Origin of the sequence: Streptomyces sp. NPDC048255 (genome assembly GCF_040652415.1) — a bacterium.
Classification (GTDB): Bacteria; Actinomycetota; Actinomycetes; order Streptomycetales; family Streptomycetaceae; genus Streptomyces.
In genome coordinates, this window is sequence record NZ_JBEZMA010000041.1 from 49637 (window position 1) to 68049 (window position 18413).

Annotated in this window: 13 protein-coding genes; 1 reads left to right on the forward strand and 12 read right to left on the reverse strand. The window is 73.4% G+C overall.

Annotation, left to right across the window (positions count from 1 at the left end; translation table 11 throughout):
• Positions 1–14 precede the first annotated feature (14 nt).
• The 8 genes from AB0D94_RS26940 to AB0D94_RS26975 all read right to left on the reverse strand — a co-directional run bounded on the left by AB0D94_RS26940 (position 15) and on the right by AB0D94_RS26975 (position 10758).
• Entirely contained in the window at positions 15–1478 is a 1464-nt protein-coding gene (locus AB0D94_RS26940) for a WXG100 family type VII secretion target (RefSeq protein ID WP_362056428.1), read from the reverse strand.
• Positions 1478–1972 (reverse strand): hypothetical protein, encoded by a 495-nt coding sequence (locus AB0D94_RS26945; protein ID WP_362056430.1) that lies wholly within the window; start codon positions 1970–1972, stop codon positions 1478–1480. Before AB0D94_RS26945 ends, AB0D94_RS26940 begins: the two co-directional genes overlap by 1 nt.
• A 167-nt stretch (positions 1973–2139) precedes the next feature.
• The gene (locus AB0D94_RS26950; RefSeq protein WP_362056432.1) at positions 2140–4485 is read right to left on the reverse strand and encodes a xanthine dehydrogenase family protein molybdopterin-binding subunit; all 2346 of its coding nucleotides are present in this window, start codon (positions 4483–4485) and stop codon (positions 2140–2142) included.
• The gene (locus AB0D94_RS26955) at positions 4482–6863 is read right to left on the reverse strand and encodes a 2Fe-2S iron-sulfur cluster-binding protein (RefSeq protein WP_362056434.1); all 2382 of its coding nucleotides are present in this window, start codon (positions 6861–6863) and stop codon (positions 4482–4484) included. Before AB0D94_RS26955 ends, AB0D94_RS26950 begins: the two co-directional genes overlap by 4 nt.
• Complete coding sequence (locus AB0D94_RS26960) at positions 6860–7753, reverse strand: FAD binding domain-containing protein (protein WP_362056462.1); 894 nt, start codon at positions 7751–7753, stop codon at positions 6860–6862. The genes AB0D94_RS26955 and AB0D94_RS26960 overlap by 4 nt, the downstream gene beginning before the upstream one ends.
• A gap of 300 nt (positions 7754–8053) precedes the next feature.
• The gene (locus AB0D94_RS26965) at positions 8054–9709 is read right to left on the reverse strand and encodes a beta-N-acetylhexosaminidase (RefSeq protein WP_362056436.1); all 1656 of its coding nucleotides are present in this window, start codon (positions 9707–9709) and stop codon (positions 8054–8056) included.
• Positions 9710–9884: 175 nt separating this feature from the next.
• Entirely contained in the window at positions 9885–10169 is a 285-nt protein-coding gene (locus AB0D94_RS26970) for a DUF3039 domain-containing protein (protein WP_030010729.1), read from the reverse strand.
• Positions 10170–10197: 28 nt separating this feature from the next.
• Entirely contained in the window at positions 10198–10758 is a 561-nt protein-coding gene (locus tag AB0D94_RS26975) for a YqgE/AlgH family protein (protein WP_362056439.1), read from the reverse strand.
• A gap of 262 nt (positions 10759–11020) precedes the next feature.
• Here AB0D94_RS26975 and murA point away from each other — a divergent pair, with 262 nt between their 5' ends.
• Entirely contained in the window at positions 11021–12367 is a 1347-nt protein-coding gene (gene murA / locus AB0D94_RS26980) for a UDP-N-acetylglucosamine 1-carboxyvinyltransferase (RefSeq protein WP_362056441.1), read from the forward strand.
• A gap of 240 nt (positions 12368–12607) precedes the next feature.
• Here the strand turns inward: murA and AB0D94_RS26985 are convergent, their stop codons facing one another.
• The 4 genes from AB0D94_RS26985 to AB0D94_RS27000 form a co-directional block, all read right to left on the reverse strand.
• Positions 12608–12889 carry an HU family DNA-binding protein gene (locus AB0D94_RS26985; protein ID WP_007264399.1) on the reverse strand — a complete coding sequence of 94 codons (282 nt, stop codon included), beginning with the start codon at positions 12887–12889 and terminating at the stop codon, positions 12608–12610.
• Between the two features lie 420 nt (positions 12890–13309).
• Positions 13310–14713 (reverse strand): NAD-dependent malic enzyme, encoded by a 1404-nt coding sequence (locus AB0D94_RS26990; protein WP_362056444.1) that lies wholly within the window; start codon positions 14711–14713, stop codon positions 13310–13312.
• 473 nt (positions 14714–15186) lie between these two features.
• A complete protein-coding gene (locus AB0D94_RS26995) occupies positions 15187–17493 on the reverse strand; it encodes a UvrD-helicase domain-containing protein (RefSeq protein ID WP_362056446.1) in 2307 nt (768 codons plus the stop codon).
• 126 nt (positions 17494–17619) lie between these two features.
• Entirely contained in the window at positions 17620–18189 is a 570-nt protein-coding gene (locus AB0D94_RS27000; protein ID WP_362056448.1) for an ABATE domain-containing protein, read from the reverse strand.
• Between the last annotated feature and the right edge of the window lie 224 nt (positions 18190–18413).

Below are 18413 nucleotides of genomic sequence, written 5' to 3' on the forward strand. Positions count from 1 at the left end.
AATGTCCGCTCTACTCAGTCGATCACCGGCGGCACAACACGACGGTTGCTCTGCCAGGTCTCTTCGTCTTCGGCCAGGTAGTCGGGGCGTTCGCCCCCCTGGTCCTCGCGTCGCTGGCCCGGCGCACCTACGCCCGCACCCGCGTGACCCATCGCACCCGCTCCTGCGCCACCGCGGTTGTTTCGGACGAGACCCGAGCCGCCTTGGGTGAAGGGCTGCGCGCCTGCCACCGGACGACCGGCCACTCCGGCCGTTCCGGACTGGCGCCCGCCGACGATACCGCCCTGCTCGGTCGCCAGGCGACGGCCCACCGGGGACCCGCTCTGGCCGCCGTGCGGGCCGCCGACCCCGGGGCCCATGCCGCCGCCCATGCCACGGCCGGTGTGCTGGCCTTCCGTACCGATGACCGTGCCACGCGGAATGCCCGGGCCGGGGCCGTTGGGCGTGACCGGCTTGCCGCCCATGATCCCGGAGTCACGCGGAGGCAGACCCGGGGTACCGGTGAACTTGCCACCGGTACCGGGCGGACCCTGGAGGGGGCCGATCCCGGGGCCTGGGAGACCAGGCGCCTTCACGTTGCTGACCGGCGGGAGCGTCATAGGCGGGACGAAGGGGCCGGGGGTGGGGAGGGCAGGGCCGGGGCCACCCGGCATCGGCCCGGTGGGGAGACCTGTCGTCGGGGGCAGAGTCGGGTTCTGAGGGGCAATGACGCTGTCGATGTTCACGTCCACGTCACGCTCCGGAATACCCACCGGCGGAAGGGGCACGGACCCCGTCGGGGGCACTGTGGTCTCTGCGTGCGGCGGGGATCCAGGCGTCCGGCCCGGCTCCTTTACAGAGCCACTGCCATCGGACGCCGACGAACCATAATACGAGCCCCCTGAATAGCTCCCCGTTCCGGAACTGCCCCCCTCGCGGGCCATGTCCTCCCGGCCGGAAACCATCTCCGGCACGAGCACCTCCGGCGGCGGCGGGAACGTCGGGACCGGCGCCTTGTCCATCTCCTTCGACGACAGGTCGTACCTACCGGCCAGCTTGTTCATCGCGTCCACGGCCCGCGCGTGGTCAGCGTTCAGCTTCGCCACCGCATCCATGCCCCGCGGCGTCTGGACGTTGGCTTTGAGCGCTGCCTCGGCAATGGGGTTGTACTGGGGCATGTCCCCCTTAGCCCCGCTGGGGTCGGGCTTGACCTCGGTCATGATCTGGGCGGCTTCGGTCATCTGCTTGCCGCCCGCGGCGCTGTACTCGGCCAGGCGCAGCGTCGCGCTGCCCATCTTGTCCGCCCACTCCGCGAAGGCGTCGGCAGCTTCGCCTTCCCAGCCCTTGACCTTCCGCTTCTTGAGCTCGTCGCCGATCTCCTTGATCGTCGTCGCAGCATCGGCGAGCTGCTTGGCCCGTGTCCGCACCGCTTCCGGGTCGATCGCAGCGACCATCGCGTACAGCTCTGCGTGCGTGTAGCCCTCGAACTTCGTCGCCATCAGACCACACCACCCTTGCCGTCAGCCTTCTTCTCCGCGGACGGGTCACGGTCCCGGACGTAGTGCTCCTTCGCCTCCTTGGCGATGGCCACCATCCGGCGCTTCGTCTCCTCGTCCACCCCGTCGTAGCCCTTGCCCGCCGAGAGGATCGCGATGCCCAGGCCCTCGATCGAGTCCGCCAGCCCCTTCGACAGCTTCTGCAGCTCCGAGTGGACCGTGTTGTACGACTTGTAGAGGGCCTCGGCCTCCGGGAAGTTCTTGCCCAGCGCGCCCGCCGGCAGCGTGCCGTCGGCCAGCTTGCCGTGGTCCGCCGGGGACTTCTCCAGCGACCTCAGGAGGCCGTCCACCCGGGTCTTGTAGTCCTTCAGCGAGTCGTACTCGATCCGCAGCGCGGCAGCGGCCTTCGACTGTGCCGCCGCCTGCGCCATGATCGACGCCGCGACATCGCCCGAGACGTCTCCCAGAAAAACTGATGGCCCGTTGTCCGCTGCCATGATGGCCTCCCCGACTCCCCGTCTCCCCGTAGGAATGGCGTCTCCGCCGCTCCCCGTCCCCGTTCACAACCGTTCGCACGCGCGCGTGCACGGCCGTACCGATCACTCTAGCGACCGGTACCGACAGTCCCAAGCCCGGGGTTGCACGTGCAATGCGGGTCACATGGTCATGAGTTGGGTACGGCCACCGCCGCGGACGGCCTGATCGGGAGCCTGTTGACCGGTCGGCCCGTTGCGGCGCGTACCGCCGAGGCCACCGCCGCCGGGGCCGTCACCACCGGGATCGCGCTCGCCGCCTTGGCCCCGAAGGGGGCCACCACGTCCCGTTCCTCGACCAGTTTGACGATGCGGACGGCCGGGGCGTCCAGCGAGGTCGGCAGGGTGTAGCCGGTCAGGTCCGGGTGGCGGACCAGCCCGGAGACCGTCCGGAGGTTCTCCGTGAGCGCCGCGCCCACGCCCTGGGTGACGCCCGCCTCGATACGGGCCGCCAGCTGGCGGGGGTTGAGGATGCGGCCGACGTCCTGGGCCACCGCCAGCTCCACCACGCGTACCGAGCCCAGCTCGATGTCCACGTCCACCACCGCGCGGATCGCGCAGAAGGCGAGGCCGACGAAGGCGTCGCCCTGGCCGTCCGCGTCCAGGGGTTCCGTCGGGTGGGGGCGGCACTGGGCGGTCGCCCAGAGCTCCTTGCCCTCCATCGCCTCCGCGACCGTCGTCGAGAACGCGCCGTCGTACGAAGTGATCCGGCCGTCCGTGATCTGCAACAGCTCCGTGGACATGCCCAGTTTGTGCGCCATCGGCTGGAGCAGCTGGGTGCGGACCATCTTCGCCGCGCGCTCGACCGCCCCGCCCGACACCCACGTGTGCCGGCCGTGCGCCGACGGGCCCGCCGGCGGCTGGTCGGTGTCGACCGGGGCCATCACCACCTCGTCGACGCCCAGCGTCTCCTGGACGATCTGGCGGGCGAGCGTGGCGAAGCCCTGGCCCGTGTCGACCGCCGCGCAGATCACCGTCGCCGTGCCGCCCACGACCTTGACCGTCGCCGTCGACACCTCGTCGGTGCCCTCGGCGCCGAGCATGTGGACCATGCCGACCCCGTACCCGACGCCGCGCCGCACCGCGCCCGGCTCGCCCGCGCCCTCGGGGCCGCCCGGCAGCAGCCACTCGTCCTCGGGGGTGTCCTTCGGGAGGGCGGGCAGCTCGAAGTCGCGGACCGCGCGCAGCAGTTCCGCCACCGGCGCCGGACAGGTCACGGTCTGGCCGGTGGGCAGGAGGTCGCCCGTCGCCAGGACGTTGCGCATGCGCAGTTCCGCGCCGTCGATGCCGAGGGCCGCCGCGAGCTTGTCCATCTGGCCCTCGTACGCGGCGCACACCTGCATCGCGCCCTCGCCCCGGACGTGGCCCGACGGCGGGTTGTTGGTGCGTACCGCCCAGCCCTCGACGAAGGCGTGCGGGACGACGTAAGGGCCGCAGGCGAAGGCCACCGCGGCGGCCAGGGACTCCGAGGACGCGTCGGCGTACGCACCGGCGTCCATCAGGATCTGCGCCTCTACCTTGACCAGCCGGCCCTCCGCGTCCGCGTGGTGGCGGTAGCGCAGCAGGGTCGGGTGGCGGTGGGTGTGGCCGAGGAAGGACTCCTCGCGGGTGGCGACCATCTTGACGGGGCAGCCCGTACGCAGGGCCAGCAGGCCCAGCGGCAGCTGGAAGGCCGCGTCCTCGCGGTCGGCCGTCGCGCCGGGGACGCCGGTGACGACGACCCGTACGCGGTCGGGCTCCAGGCCGAAGCAGGCCGCCGCCAGGTCGCGGTCGGTGTGCGGGTCGGTGGAGGCCGTGTACAGCTCGACGCCGCCGTCCGGCCGCGGTACGGCCAGCCCCGCTTCGGCGCCGATGGGCGCGGGGTCCTGGCGGCCGATCCGGTAGAGGCCCTCGACGACGATCTCGCCGGTCGCCTCGGGGTCGCCATAGCGCAGCGGGATGTGCCGGATCAGGTTGCCGTCGGGGTGCAGGGCGGGGGCGCCGAAGGACTGCTCGGGGTCGGTGACCGGGTCGAGGAGTTCGTACTCGACGGCGATGGCGGCCGCGGCGAGGCGTGCCGTGTCGGGGTGGTCGGCGGCGACGGCGGCGATGGGCTCACCGTGGTGGCGCACGACGTCGTGGGCGAACACCGGCCGGTCGGCGATGCGGCGGCCGTGCGTGGTGGACCCGGGGACGTCGGCGTGGGTGACGACGGCGCGCACGCCGGGCATCTCGGTGGCGGCCGTGGTGTCGATGGACAGGATCCGGGCGTGGGCGTGCGGCGAGCGCAGCACGGCGGCCCACAGGAGGCCTTCGGCCCACAGGTCGGCGGCGTACGGGAAGGTGCCCTCGGATTTGGCGCGGGTGTCCGCGGCCGGGACGGAGGCTCCGATTCCGCGGGGTTCCTGCTGTTCCGCGGCCTCTTCCGCCGCCGCGGCCAGGGCCGTCACCGTGGTGTTGAGCGCCGTCGTCGCCGTCGCCGCGTCCTGCCCGCTCACGCCGTGCCTCCGTGGTGGATGCCGCCCTCGCCGGGCGCTGCCTGGTGCGGGATGCGCGGCTCCGGGGAAGCCTGCGGGGCCGCGGGCTCGGCCGGCGCCGCTCCGGACGCCGTCGCCTCGCGCTCGGCCACGACCTCGCGGACGGCGTCGACGACTCCCGCGTAGCCGGAGCAGCGGCAGAGGTTGCCGCACAGCGCCTGGCGGGTCTCCAGGTCGCTGGGGGCGTGGTTGCCCTCCAGCAGGTCATGGATGGTCATGGCCATGCCGGGTACGCAGAATCCGCACTGCACCGCGCCCGACCTGCACAACGCCTGCTGCACGTCCGAGAGTTCCCCGTCGGTCGCCAGACCCTCGACGGTGCGGACCTCGCTGCCGGCGGCCGTCGCGGCCGGGACGAGGCAGGAGGCGACGAGCCGGCCGTCGACCTGCACGGCGCAGGCGCCGCATTCGCCCTGCGAGCAGCCGTCCTTGGCGCCGGCGAGGCCGAGGCGCTCGCGCAGCACGTAGAGGAGCGACTCGCCGATCCAGGCGCCGGTGACCGGGCGGTCGGCGCCGTTGACGCGCAGGACGTAGGAGGCCAGCGGGTGCTCGTGATGGGCGACGGCCCCGGCTGCCGGTTCTTCTTCGTACGTCGGCTCCTCGGGCGGGAAACCTTCGGCGGTACCCGCACCCGGAGGTGCCACAGCGAGATCGGCGGCACCCTCGGCCGGATTGGGCGCGGCGGTGGTGTCCTCGGGGTCCGGGACGACCCCGGCGACCCCGTGCGAGTCCCCCGGCCCGTGCTCCGCCTCGGCCGGAACCGGCGCGGCCGGAACCGCCTCGGCCCCGCCGAACCCGTGCCCGCCCTCCGGCCCGTGCTCCGACTCGGGCGCATGCCCGGGCTCCGCCGTGCGGCCGGCCCCGGGCTCCGGCGCGTGGCCGGGCCCAGCCTCCGCCACGTGCCCCGCCCCGGGCTCCGGCACATGGCCCGGCCCGTGCTCCGCCACATGGCCGGGCTCAGACTCCGCCTCACGGCCGAGCCCAGGCTCCGCCGGATACCCCGGCCCAGGCTCCGCCACATGGCCAGGGTCAGACTCCGCCTCACGGCCCGGCCCGGCCTCCGCCGCATGCCCCGGCCCAGCCTCCGGCCCGTGCCCGAAGGCCGCGAAGCCGTGGCCGTCGGTGTCGCCGCGGCGCGCGGACCCGGCGGAGGGCGCCGCCTCGGCCCTGGCGCCGCCGAAGAGGTCCAGCCCCTCCGCGGGCGCGGCGGGCGCGGCCGGAGCCGAAGGCTCCGCGGGCCCGCCCACCTCGGCGGCTTCGGTACCCGGGTGCGGCCGCTCCCCGGCGACCGGCGCGGCCGCCGGGCCGTGCGCGGCCTCGATGTCGTGCGGGGCCGGATGCACCGGCTCGCCCTCCGGGAGCGGGGTGCCCACGCCGGGGCCGCCGAGCACGCGCGGCCCGCGCGGCCGGCCGCCGACTCCGGGCCCGCCGAGCGGCCTTCCGTCGGCCGCACCCGCGGCTGCCGCTGCGGCCGAGGCCGCCGCCGCTGCGTCGGTGCCCGGCAGCGTGCCCGCGTCCAGGTCCCCGTCCGGCTGCTGCTGCGCGTACCCGCGGGCGTCGTCGAAGCCGGGGTGGTTCGCCCACGGGGCGACGGCGCCGCCCGGCAGCGTCGCCGGTGCCTGGCTCCAGTCGGCCGCATAGCCGTTCTGCTCGGCGGCGTAGCCGTTCTGTTCGGCCTCGTAGCCGTTCTGTTCGGCCGCCGCGTAGCCGTTGTGCTCGGCTGCGTAGGTGTTCGGCCCGGCCGCGTAGGCGTCCGGCCGGAAGTCGTCGGACTGCCCGGGCAGGTCCGGCAGGGACCACTGCCCGGTCGTGGCCGGCTCGGCCCCGGGCTCGTGCGCCACCTCCGGGAAGCGCCATTCCGCCGTGGCGCCCGGGTCGTGGTCCCCCTCGGCGGCGGCCGGATCGGCAGGGGCCGGGGCCGGGTCCGCGAAGGCAGGGTTCGCGAAGGCCGCGGCCACCGAGGCCGGGATCGGGATCGACGCCGGGATCGGCCCGCCGACGGGGGCGGGGGCCGGCGCCGGTTCCGGCTGCGCGGCCGCGCCCGCCTCGGGCCACTGGACCGGAATCGTCCAGGTGCCGGTGGCCGACGGGTCCGTGGTCGCGGAGCCCAGCGGCACGATCATCGGCGGCGGCACGTAGCCGTGCCCGGGGGCCGCCAGCGGCTCGCCGGTGTCGAGCGCGTCCAGCATGTCCTGGGGCAGCTTCACGAAGGCCGTCGCGTCGGAGTCGTACTCGCCGCCGTGCGGCACCGGCTCCCAGCCCCAGTCGGATCCCGCCGGGCCCGTGTTGCCCGGGCCCCCAGTCGCTCCGCTCACGTACCCGTTCTCGTTCTCGCTCATGAGGTCAGTGCCCTTCCGAGGGCCCTGCGTGCCAGCACGGCCACCGTCCGCCGCAGATGCAGTACACCGGGGGCCACCGGCTCCCCCTGGTCGGGTACGCAGGCGGCCGCGACGTAGTCGCCGAAGGCCTCCAGCGCCTCGGGGGCCAGGCTGCGCTCCCCGTCCCAGTCGATCAGCGAGGCCACCCACTGCTCGGCCTCCAGCGGCCGCAGCGGCATCGGGGCGACCGCGCCGATCGCGCAGCGCACACCCCGGCGCGCGGGATCCAGTACGAGCCCCACGGACGCGACCGCGCGCCCCGGACCCGTACGTCCCGTGGCCTTCAGGAAGACCTGCGGCGCGTGCAGCAGCGGCACCCGCACGAAACCGATCAGCTCGCCGGGCCGCAGCATCTCCCGGCCGGCCAGCAGGTGCGACACCGGGATCTCCCGCTGCCCGACGGGGCCGACGATGACGAGCACGGCCTCCAGCGCGGCCAGCACGGGCAGCGCGTCACCCGTCGGCGCCGCGGTGGCGATGTTCCCGCCGAGGGTTCCGGCGTTGCGGATCTGCGGGGGCCCGGCGGCGCGCGCGGCGGCGGCCAGCGCGGGGATCAGAGCGGCGAAATCCGGCCGCCCCATCCGGGCGTGGGTGAGGCCCGCACCGAGCAGGGCGTGGCCGTCCTGGTACTGCCAGCCGCGGATCTCGTTGATGCGGCCGAGGCCCACCAGTGCGGCGGGCCGCAGCAGTCCGGCGTTGACGGCGGCCATGAGGTCGGTTCCACCGGCGACCGGCACGGCGGCGGGCATGGCGGTGAGCGCCGCCACGGCCTCGTCGAGTGAGACCGGCAGCGTCACGGACTGCGCCGCCTGCGGCCCCTGCGGGCCCTGGGGTGAGTCCGGTGAGTGCAGTGCGTGCGGTGCGTGCGTGGTCAACCCAGCTGCCCCTTCCCGATGTCCCGGTTCCGGCGCTCGCGCCTGTCCGCCGTACGGTACGTGCTCACCGCCGGGACGTGGCAACTCTGGCACATCTTCCGTACCGCCCGGCGCGAGGGTCGGCCGGGCGCCCCCCGCGCACCCCCTCCGCGGCTTCCCGTCACCTCACCAGCACCCCACCAACACCTCACCAGTGTCCCGCTCCGCCCACCTCCCCCCGATCGCCCGTTTTTCCCCGTATAACCGGAAATCTAGGAAGAGTTCCGGTTCTCGTCGTCACACGTTCGGCGGGGTTCCCTCTTTCGGGCGTCCGATCACTCCCGGCCGCCGCTGCCACGGCAGGGGGCCCGCCGGTGGCCGGTAGCCGACCCCGAGGGCGTCCAGCCTCGCGCGGTGCGCCGCCATCCGCGCCTCGAAGCCCGCGAAGTCGCGCTCCTCCGGCGCGGGCTGCCAGGACCACACCACCTCGGCGAAGGCCGCGAGCCGCGGGAACACCTGGTAGTCGACGCGGTCCTGGTTCTCCGTCACCTCGGTCCACATGTTGGCCTGCGCCCCGAGCACATGGGCGGCCGCCCGCTCCGAGAGCTTCGGCGGCACCGGCTCGAACCGGTACACGTCCTCCAGCGAACGCACGTACGCGATGGGCACCGGCTCCTGTCCGCCCGCCGCCTGACGGTAGTCCAGGTACACGTGCTGCTCCGGGCACATCACCACGTCGTGCCCGGCCTCGGCCGCGGCGATGCCGCCCCCGTACCCGCGCCAGGAGGACACGGCCGCGCCGGGCGCGAGCCCGCCCTCCAGGATCTCGTCCCAGCCGATCAGCCGCCGCCCGCGCGCGGCGAGCCAGCGGTCGAAGTGCCCGATGAACCAGGACTGGAGCCCGTCCTCCCCGTCCACGCCCAGCTCCCGGATCCGCTCCTGGGCCGCCGGGGAGGCCCGCCACTGCGCCTTGGGGCACTCGTCGCCACCCACGTGGACGAAGGGCGAGACCTCGACGGGGAAGATCTCCAGCAGCTCCTCGAAGACCCCCTCGTAGAACCGCAGCACGGCCTCGGTCGGCGCGAGCACGTTCTCGCTGATCCCCCAGTCGTCCCAGACCTCCAGCGCGGAGGTGTCGACCACGTCGGTGTTGCCGAGCTCCGGGTACGCGGCGATCGCGGCCTGCGAATGGCCCGGCACGTCGATCTCCGGCACCACCCGCACGTGCCGCTCGGCGGCGTACGCGACGATCTCGCGGAGGTCGTCCTGGGTGTAGTAGCCGCCGTGCGGGGTCTCGTTCCACAGCGGCGAGGCCCGGTGCCCCCACCGGCTGCGCGCCCGCCACGCCCCGGTCCCGGTGAGCCGCGGGTAGCGCTTGATCTCGACCCGCCAGCCCTGGTCGTCCGTCAGGTGCAGGTGCAGGACGTTGAGCTTGTGCGCGGCGAGCAGGTCGATGTAGCGCAGCACGCCGTCCTTGGGCATGAAGTGCCGGGCCACGTCGAGCATCAGGCCGCGCCACCCGAACCGGGGGGCGTCCGCGATCTGCGCGTACGGCAGGCTCCAGGTGCGTCCGGGCAGCGGGGCCCTGCGGTAGACGTCGGGGCCCAGCAGCTGACGGAGCGTCTGCGTCCCCCGGTACAGCCCGGCCTCGCTCGCGCCGGTCAGCTCGACCCCGGTGCCGTCGACCGTGACGGTGTACGCCTCGGCGGATACGGCCGGTCCCGGGCCGGTGCCCGCGTCCAGGTCCGGGTCGAGGCGCAGCCGTATGTCCGGGGCCCCGCCCGGCGGGGCGGCCGGCAGGCTCCAGCCGGTGGCGGCGCCGAGCTCGTGGCGCAGCCGCCGCGCGGCGCCGCCGGTGCCGGGCCCGGCGTCGAGCACCGGCTCGGGCCCGAACTCGAAGCGGAGCCGGTCCTCGTGGAGGACGGCGACCCTGGGTGCGGGGATCAGGTCCATGCGTCAGCCCTTCGCAGCAGCCCGTTGCGCCCTGCGCAACGGCCGTTCCACAGGGCGCTCCTCGCGCAGACCCTAGTACGCCGAAGGCCCCCTGGGTACGCGGCTGCGCACCCAGGGGGCCCTGGGGTGTCCTGCCGGTCCCGCGGAAACCGGGACCGCGGGGCGGACCGGCGGACTACTTGTCCTTGCCGCCCTTGTCCTTGTCCCCGCCGGGGCCCATGGACTCGTAGATCTCCTTGCACATGGGGCAGACCGGGTACTTCTTCGGGTCCCGGCCCGGTACCCAGACCTTGCCGCAGAGCGCGACGACGGGGGTCCCGTCGAGGGCGCTCGCCATGATCTTGTCCTTCTGGACGTAATGGGCGAAGCGCTCGTGGTCGCCGTCACCGTGGGAAACCTGCGGCGTCGGCTCTACGAGGGTCCCCGTGCCAGTCCCGCGCTCGGGCTCAAGAGTGCTCATGGACCCAGGGTACTGAACCCCGGCCGGGTCAGTTGAGCGACGGGTCGTCCGGATAGGTGGCGACCATCGCGAGCTCGTTGCGCTGGCGGCGCAGCACCGCTCTCCACAGCCGCTCCGGGTCGGGAAAGGACACGTCACCGGGCTCCGACTCCACGACGTACCAGGCGCCGTCGCCCAGCTCCGCCTCCAGCTGGCCCGGCCCCCATCCGGAGTAACCGGCGAAGATGCGCAGGCTGCCCAGGGCCGCGGCGAGCAGTTCCGGCGGGGTCTCCAGGTCGACCAGCCCGATCGCCCCGTGCACCCGGCGCCAGCCGAGCGGGCCGTCCTCGCCCGGGATGACCGCCACCCCCAGGGCCGAGTCCAGCGCCACCGGCCCGCCTTGGAAGACCACGCCCGGATCACCCGCCAGGGGCGCCCAGGGCAGCAGGACGTCGCCGACGCCCACCGGGGTCGGCCGGTTGAGGACCACGCCGAGCGAACCCTGGTCGTCGTGGTCGAGCAGGAGCACCACGGCCCGGTCGAAATTCGGGTCCGCGAGGGCCGGCGTGGCCACGAGCAGTCTCCCTGTGAGGGAGGACACCTCGGTCATGCCGCCATGATCTCGCACATTCGCCGTTCCGGGGGACCCCGCGGCCAGATCGGACCCTACGCAGCTCAGGGCGCACGGCAGCGGGGACGGGGCACGGCGGCGGCCACAGGCGGAACGCAACACTCCGCCATGAGGTGGGTACGGAGGGTGTTGTACCGAATTCATGACAGTCCTACGGCCGCGTCAGCCATACAAACAAAGGGGTGGTGACCCTTACTCTTTTCCCTGGCCCCCTGCCCACCCCTCCCGGAACGCGAGATTCATGACCGGCACAGTCAGTGACGATGTACTGCTTGTCCACGGCGGTACCCCGCTTGAGGGCGAGATCCGTGTCCGCGGTGCGAAGAACCTCGTGCCCAAGGCCATGGTCGCCGCTCTGCTCGGCAGTGAACCCAGTCGACTGCGCAACGTTCCCGACATCCGCGACGTGCGGGTCGTGCGCGGTCTGCTCCAGCTGCACGGGGTGACGGTCCGCCCCGGCGAGGAGCCGGGCGAGCTGGTGCTCGACCCGACCTACGTCGAGAGCGCGAACGTCGCCGACATCGACGCCCACGCGGGTTCGTCGCGCATCCCGATCCTCTTCTGCGGCCCCCTCCTGCACCGCCTCGGGCACGCCTTCATCCCCGGCCTCGGCGGCTGCGACATCGGCGGACGGCCGATCGACTTCCACTTCGACGTGCTCCGCCAGTTCGGCGCGACCATCGAGAAGCGCGAGGGCGGCCAGTACCTGGAGGCCCCGCAGCGCCTCCGCGGCTGCAAGATCCGCCTCCCGTACCCGTCGGTCGGCTCGACCGAGCAGGTGCTGCTGACGGCCGTCCTCGCCGAGGGCGTCACCGAGCTCAGCAACGCCGCGGTGGAGCCGGAGATCGAGGACCTCATCTGCGTCCTGCAGAAGATGGGCGCGATCATCTCCGTCGACACCGACCGGACCATCCGGATCACGGGTGTCGACCGCCTCGGCGGCTACAACCACAAGGCCCTCCCGGACCGGCTGGAGGCCGCCTCCTGGGCGTCCGCCGCCCTGGCGACCGGCGGCAACATCTACGTGCGCGGTGCCCAGCAGCGCTCGATGATGACCTTCCTGAACACCTTCCGCCGGGTCGGCGGCGCGTTCGAGATCGACGACAACGGCATCCGCTTCTGGCACCCGGGCGGCCCGCTCAAGGCCATCGCGCTGGAGACGGACGTGCACCCCGGCTTCCAGACCGACTGGCAGCAGCCGCTCGTGGTGGCCCTGACGCAGGCCTCCGGCCTCTCGATCGTCCACGAGACGGTCTACGAGTCCCGGCTCGGCTTCACCTCGGCGCTCAACCAGATGGGTGCTCACATCCAGCTGTACCGGGAGTGCCTGGGCGGCAGCGCGTGCCGGTTCGGCCAGCGCAACTTCCTGCACTCGGCGGTCGTCTCCGGCCCCACCAAGCTGCAGGGCGCCGACCTGGTCATCCCCGACCTGCGCGGCGGGTTCTCGTACCTGATCGCGGCGCTGGCGGCCGAGGGCACCTCGCGGGTCCACGGCATCGACCTCATCAACCGCGGTTACGAGAACTTCATGGAGAAGCTCGTGGAGCTGGGCGCGAAGGTCGAACTGCCGGGCGGCGACCTCGTCTGACGCCCCGCCCGGGCGCCCGGCACGGGCGCCTGACGCACCGTCCGCGAAAGCCCCCCTGGTCCGCACGGACCAGGGGGGCTTTCGCGTGGGCCCAGGAAGGCCCCCAGGAGGCCCCAGGGGGCCGGACAGGCCGAAGGGCGGCCACCCCGTCCGGGGTGACCGCCCTTCGCCGTTCTACGCAAAGCTGCGCACTACTCGCCGTTCCAAAGACCTGTGCGGCCTTCGGCGCCGGGGGCAGGACTACTTGCCCTTGGCGGCTTCCTTGAGCTTGGAGCCCGCGGAGACCTTCACGCTGTAGCCGGCCGGGATCTGGATGGGGTCGCCGGTCTGCGGGTTGCGCGCGGTGCGAGCGGCACGGTGGGTGCGCTCGAAGGTCAGGAAGCCGGGGATGGTGACCTTCTCGTCGCCCTTGGCGACAATCTCGCCGACGGTCTCGGCGAGCGCGGCCAGAACGGCGTCGGCGTCCTTGCGGGTCACCTCGGCGCGCTCGGACAGAGCGGCCACCAGCTCACTGCGGTTCATGTTGTACTCCCGTGTTCAACTTGCCTTAGAGGCGTGAGATCGAAGCCGATGCTGCCAGGGCCCTCGGACAGTCCCCGGACCCGGGTCTGAACGTCAGACCCTCTCGCCCGGTTACGCATCCTGCCCCCACCAGCGGCGGGAAAGCCAATCCGGCACCCGCCGGGGTCACACGAAAAGCGCCACAGTCACGCGGCGGTGACGCTCCGTCCGCACTCGCCGGATGCGGACCGCGGACCTCGCGGGCATCCCCGCAACCCTAGAGGCGCCCCGCCGGGCCCGCATCTCGCGACGCGCCGGGAGCGGAGTGCCGTGAGGGCGGTCACAGGCGGGCGCCCGCCCGCCTCGTGACCCCTGCGGCCCCCTCGGCCCCCCGGGCCGGCGCCGCGCGGCCGCCGGCCCGGAGCGGCCCGGGGCGCCGGCTCAGACCGCCGAGGCGGCCTTGCGGACGGCGCCGGCGACGGCGCCCGCCACCTTGTCGTTGAACACCGAGGGAATGATGTAGTTCGCGTTCAGCTCGTCCTCGCCGACCACGTCCGCCAGCGCGCTCGCGGCGGCCAGCATCATGTCCGTGTTCACGGTCCGCGACTGGGCGTCCAGCAGGCCGCGGAAGACACCCGGGAAGACCAGCACGTTGTTGATCTGGTTCGGGAAGTCGGAACGCCCGGTGGCCACGACGGCGGCGGTCTGACGCGCCACGGCCGGGTCCACCTCGGGGTCCGGGTTCGCGAGCGCGAACACGATCGCGCCGTCGGCCATGGCCGCCACGTCCTCGCCGGACAGCACGTTGGGGGCCGAGACGCCGATGAAGACGTCGGCTCCGACCACGGCCTCCTTCAGCGTGCCCGTGTACCCCTCGGGGTTGGTGTTGTCGGCGATCCAGCGCAGCGGGGAGTCGGCCGCGGCGTCGACCAGGTCGGGCCGGTCCGCGTGCACGACGCCGTGGATGTCGGCGCTGACGGCGTTCTTGACGCCCGCCGCGAGGAGCAGCTTGAGGATGGCCGTACCGGCCGCTCCGGCGCCCGACATGACGACCTTGACGTCGCCAACTGCCTTGCCCACGACGCGAAGTGCGTTGGTGAGCGCGGCGAGTACGACGATCGCGGTGCCGTGCTGGTCGTCGTGGAAGACGGGGATGTCGAGGGCCTCGCGCAGGCGGGCCTCGATCTCGAAGCAGCGCGGCGCGGAGATGTCCTCCAGGTTGATGCCGGCGAAGCCCGGGGCGATGGCCTTGACGATGGCGACGATCTCGTCGGAATCCTGGGTGTCGAGGCAGATCGGCCACGCGTCGATGCCGGCGAAGCGCTTGAAGAGGGCCGCCTTGCCCTCCATGACGGGCAGCGCGGCCATCGGGCCGATGTTGCCCAGGCCCAGCACGGCGGAGCCGTCCGTCACGACTGCGACGGAGTTGCGCTTGATGGTCAGGCGGCGGGCGTCCTCGGGGTTCTCGGCGATCGCCATGCACACGCGGGCCACGCCCGGGGTGTAGATCATCGAGAGGTCGTCACGGTTGCGGATGGGGTGCTTGGACGCCATCTCGATCTTGCCGCCGAGGTGCATCAGGAAGGTGCGGTCGGAGACCTTGCCGAGGCTGACCCCCTCGATGCCCCGCAGCTTCTCGACGATCTCGTCCGCGTGCGCCGTGGAGGTCGCGGCGATGGTGACGTCGATCCGGAGCTTCTCGTGACCGGAGGCGGTCACGTCGAGGCCGGTGACCGAGCCGCCGGAGGACTCCACGGCGGTGGTGAGCTGGGAGACCGCGGTTCCGCTCGCGGGCACTTCCAGGCGGACCGTCATCGAATACGAGACGCTGGGCGCCGTTGCCATGGCCGTGTTCCTCTTCTGTCCCTGGTTTTCGCTGTACACACAGGGCCCCGCGCTGCACCGGCCGAGAACATGGCAGGTGCGGCAGGACCTGTTGTCCGATCGTCCCACCTACCAGCCGGTACAAGGTAACCAGCTACAAATTTCGGAAAGACACTTCCACCATACGAGATAGTAGGTCGGTTCGGAATGGTGGATTGACACAAAACAGGTCCGCGCCCTCCACATCGTGGAGGGCGCGGACCTGGTGAAATGACTAGCGACACCGACCCGCCATGCTCGCCTCGCGGCAAGTGGTCGCTCTAAGCGACGAAGGTTGGGCCCGGGGGCTTGGATCGAGTCGGTGCCGTAACCCAGGCTAACAAAGGATCGCCGAATGCGAGCCCCCTCCCGGCCTCCGGTTCCTCCCACCACGCTCCTGGCCGCGGGCCAACCGGCCGTACGGTGCCCCGTACGGCCGCGGCCCCCCGTACCGCCTACGGCTTGAGCAGCTCCGGCACCCCGTCCGCGTCCGGCCGGTCCCGCTCCGCCGAGACCACCGTCAGCTGCTGCGTCGCGCGCGTCAGCGCCACGTACAGCACCCGCAGGCCCGCCGGGGACTCGTCCGCGATCTCCGCGGGGGAGACGACCACCGTCGCGTCGTACTCCAGGCCTTTGGCCTCCAGGCTGCCCAGCGCCACCGCCCGCTCCCCCAGGTCGGCGAGCCACCGCGCGGCCTCGGCGCGCCGGTCCATGGCCACGACCACGCCGACCGTGCCGTCCACCTGCTCCAGCAGCCTGCGCGTCTCCTCGCGCACCGCGGCGCCCAGATCGCCCGCGGCGGCCGTGAAACGGGGCTCCAGACCCGTGGAACGCACCGCCGACGGCGGCTCCATGCCGGGCATCGCCAGGCGCAGCACCCGGGCCGCGACCTCGGCGACCTCCGCCGGGTTGCGGTAGTTCACCGTGAGGGTGAACCGGCGGCGCGGCCTGCTGCCCAGCGCCTCGTCGCGGGCCGCGGCCGCCTCCTGCGGGTCGGTCCAGGAGGACTGCGCCGGGTCACCGACCACCGTCCAGGTGCCGTGCCGGCCCCGGCGGCCCACCATCCGCCACTGCATCGGCGTCAGGTCCTGGGCCTCGTCCACGATGACGTGCGCGTACTCGGTGCGTTCCGCCGCGAGCCGCTCGGCCCGCTCCCACTGGGTCTCCTCGCGGGTCGGCATCAGCTCCTCCAGCCCGCTCAGCTGGTCCAGCGGGTCCATGTCCCGCCTGCGCTTCGGCCGGGCGGGGGCGCCGAGGAGCAGCTGGAGCTCGTCGAGCAGCGCCACGTCGTGCACCGAGAGCGGGCCCTTGCCGTCCGGGCCCACCCGGCGCAGCGAGCGGGCCAGCTGGCGGGTCTCGCGCGGGTTCAGGTCCCGGCGCGACCAGCGGCCGAGCTTGCGCTCGTCGGCCATGGCGGCGAGCACCCCGCGCGGGGTCAGCTCGGGCCACCAGGCGTTGAGGAAGCCGATGAAGGCGTCCTCGGTGGAGATGTCCTCGTCGAAGGCGGAGCGCAGCTCGGCGGCGAGCTCCGGGTCGCTGTGCCGGCCGGCGCTGCCGGACTTCGCGTACAGGGCGTCGAGGAGCAGCTTGCGGGCGCGCGGGCGCAGCAGGTTGACGGGCGCGGTGCCGCTGAGGACGTTCTGCCGGATCCGGTTCAGCTCGGCGGCCTCCAGCTCCTGGCGGCGGCCGAAGGCCACCACGCGCAGGCTGTTGGGGGCCTCGCCCAGCTCCAGGGCGCCGCGTACGGCCTTGCGCAGGACCTTGAGCATCCGCGAGGAGCCCTTGATCCGGGCCACGGCCGGATCGTCGTACGTGGTCGCCTCCGCGCCGTCGACCAGCGAGCCCAGGGCCCGGATGGCGACCTGGCCCTCCTCGCCGAGCGACGGCAGGACGCCCTCGGTGTACGCGACGAGCAGCGGGGTCGGCGAGACGATCAGGATGCCGCCGGCGTAGCGGCGCCGGTCCTGGTAGAGCAGGTAGGCGGCGCGGTGCAGGGCGACGGCGGTCTTGCCGGTGCCGGGGCCGCCGGCGACCTCGGCGACGGACGCGGCGGGTGCCCGGATCACCAGGTCCTGCTCGGCCTGGATGGAGGAGACGATGTCCCGCATGGAGTGCGTACGGGCCCGCCCGAGCGCGGCCATCAGGGCGCCGTCGCCGATGACGGGCAGCTCGCGGCCGTCCAGGGAGGCGGTGACCTCGGGGCGCATCAGGTCGTCCTCGACGCCGAGCACCTTGCGGCCCTTGGAGCGGATGACGCGGCGGCGCACGACGCGGCCGGGCTCCTTGGGCGTGGAGCGGTAGAACGGCGCGGCGGCCGGCGCGCGCCAGTCGATGACCAGCGGCGCGTAGTCGGAGTCCAGGACCCCGATGCGGCCGATGTGGAGGGTCTCGGCGATGTCGGCCGTGAGGTCCTCGCGGATCGCGTCGTCGGCCGGCTCCACGGAGGTGTAGGCGCCGTCCGGGCCGCGCTCACCGTCCTTGCCGAGCACCAGGTCGACGCGGCCGAAGAGGAAGTCCTCGAACTCGTTGTTCAGCCGGTTCAGATGGATGCCCGCCCGGAAGACCTGCGCGTCGCGTTCCGCGAGGGCGCCGGGCGTGCCGACCTGGCCCCTCTTGGCCGCGTCGTTCATGAGGAACTCGGCCTCGTGGATCTTCTCCTCAAGGCGTCGGTACACCCGGTCGAGATGCGTCTGCTCGACCGCGATCTCCCGATCGCGGACGGAATCCGCCGTGCTGTCGACAGCGGCATTCTGCGCGGCCACCAAGGCCCCCTTCTGACGTGCATGGGCGACCGTCAACCGTACGCGAACGAGGACCCTGTCCGCACGCCCGTTCCGGAACCGGGGGGTGTCTTGTCGATCAAGCCGGGCATCTCCCGCCCCGCGGGGTCACGCCGAGCCGGCCGCCAGGACCCGGCGGCGGTGCCGGGCGACGCGCTCGCGGTTGCCGCACAGCTCGCTGGAGCACCAGCGGCGCCGGTGGCCGCGGGAAGTGTCCAGGTAGACCCGGGTGCAGCCGTCTCCCTCGCAGGCCCGCAGCAGGGCCAGGTCGCCCGGGTCGGTGAGCAGCTCCACCGCGTCGCGGGCCACGGCAGCGAGGAGCGCACCGCATTCCACACCGCCGCACAACTCCCGTACGAGGTGCCCTTCTTGGTCCCGTACGGCACACAGGCCCGGGGGTGGACCGGCCGCCAGCGCGTTGACCCGGGCCAGGGCCCGCGCCGTGTCGCGGGGCGGGTCGGCCGCGTGCAGTTCCGCCCGTACGAGGGTGTCCACATCGCTCCGCAGGGACCGGAAGGCCTCGACCCAGTCGGGGCCGACGCGGGCCAGCGGGGTCCGGTCGGGGACCAGTCCGGCTCCGGCGAGCCACTGCCGCAGCTCGTCGCCGTCCCGGATCCCCTCGTGCGGGGTGAAGGTGGCCACCAGGTCCAGGCAGACCCGCCCGGAATCGAACCTCATGCCCGTCACCGCCTCGCGTAGTGGGGCGCCACCCCAGAGTGCCGCTCGCCGCCGCGCAGCGGAACCCCCCGTGCGGGTGCGGGCGTACCGGCGGCGCGGAGCTTCCCGGGCGCTGCCCGGACCCGCGCCTCGATCGCCGGCGGGGCTGGATACGGCTGATGCCGTCCGCCGGTGCGCCGGGATTGCCCGCAGCCGCACGGGGGGTTCCGCTGCGCGGCGGCGAG

Excerpts from the sequence above, each read along its gene's own strand:
- AB0D94_RS26975 (WP_362056439.1), bottom strand. The coding sequence starts at position 10,758 with ATGACCGAGGTGTCCTCCCTCACAGGGAGACTGCTCGTGGCCACGCCG.
- AB0D94_RS26985 (WP_007264399.1), bottom strand. The coding sequence starts at position 12,889 with ATGAACCGCAGTGAGCTGGTGGCCGCTCTGTCCGAGCGCGCCGAGGTG.
- murA (WP_362056441.1), top strand. The coding sequence starts at position 11,021 with ATGACCGGCACAGTCAGTGACGATGTACTGCTTGTCCACGGCGGTACC.
- AB0D94_RS27000 (WP_362056448.1), bottom strand. The coding sequence starts at position 18,189 with ATGAGGTTCGATTCCGGGCGGGTCTGCCTGGACCTGGTGGCCACCTTC.
- AB0D94_RS26970 (WP_030010729.1), bottom strand. The coding sequence starts at position 10,169 with ATGAGCACTCTTGAGCCCGAGCGCGGGACTGGCACGGGGACCCTCGTA.
- AB0D94_RS26955 (WP_362056434.1), bottom strand. The coding sequence starts at position 6,863 with ATGAGCGAGAACGAGAACGGGTACGTGAGCGGAGCGACTGGGGGCCCG.
- AB0D94_RS26990 (WP_362056444.1), bottom strand. The coding sequence starts at position 14,713 with ATGGCAACGGCGCCCAGCGTCTCGTATTCGATGACGGTCCGCCTGGAA.
- AB0D94_RS26945 (WP_362056430.1), bottom strand. The coding sequence starts at position 1,972 with ATGGCAGCGGACAACGGGCCATCAGTTTTTCTGGGAGACGTCTCGGGC.
- AB0D94_RS26940 (WP_362056428.1), bottom strand. The coding sequence starts at position 1,478 with ATGGCGACGAAGTTCGAGGGCTACACGCACGCAGAGCTGTACGCGATG.
- AB0D94_RS26965 (WP_362056436.1), bottom strand. The coding sequence starts at position 9,709 with ATGGACCTGATCCCCGCACCCAGGGTCGCCGTCCTCCACGAGGACCGG.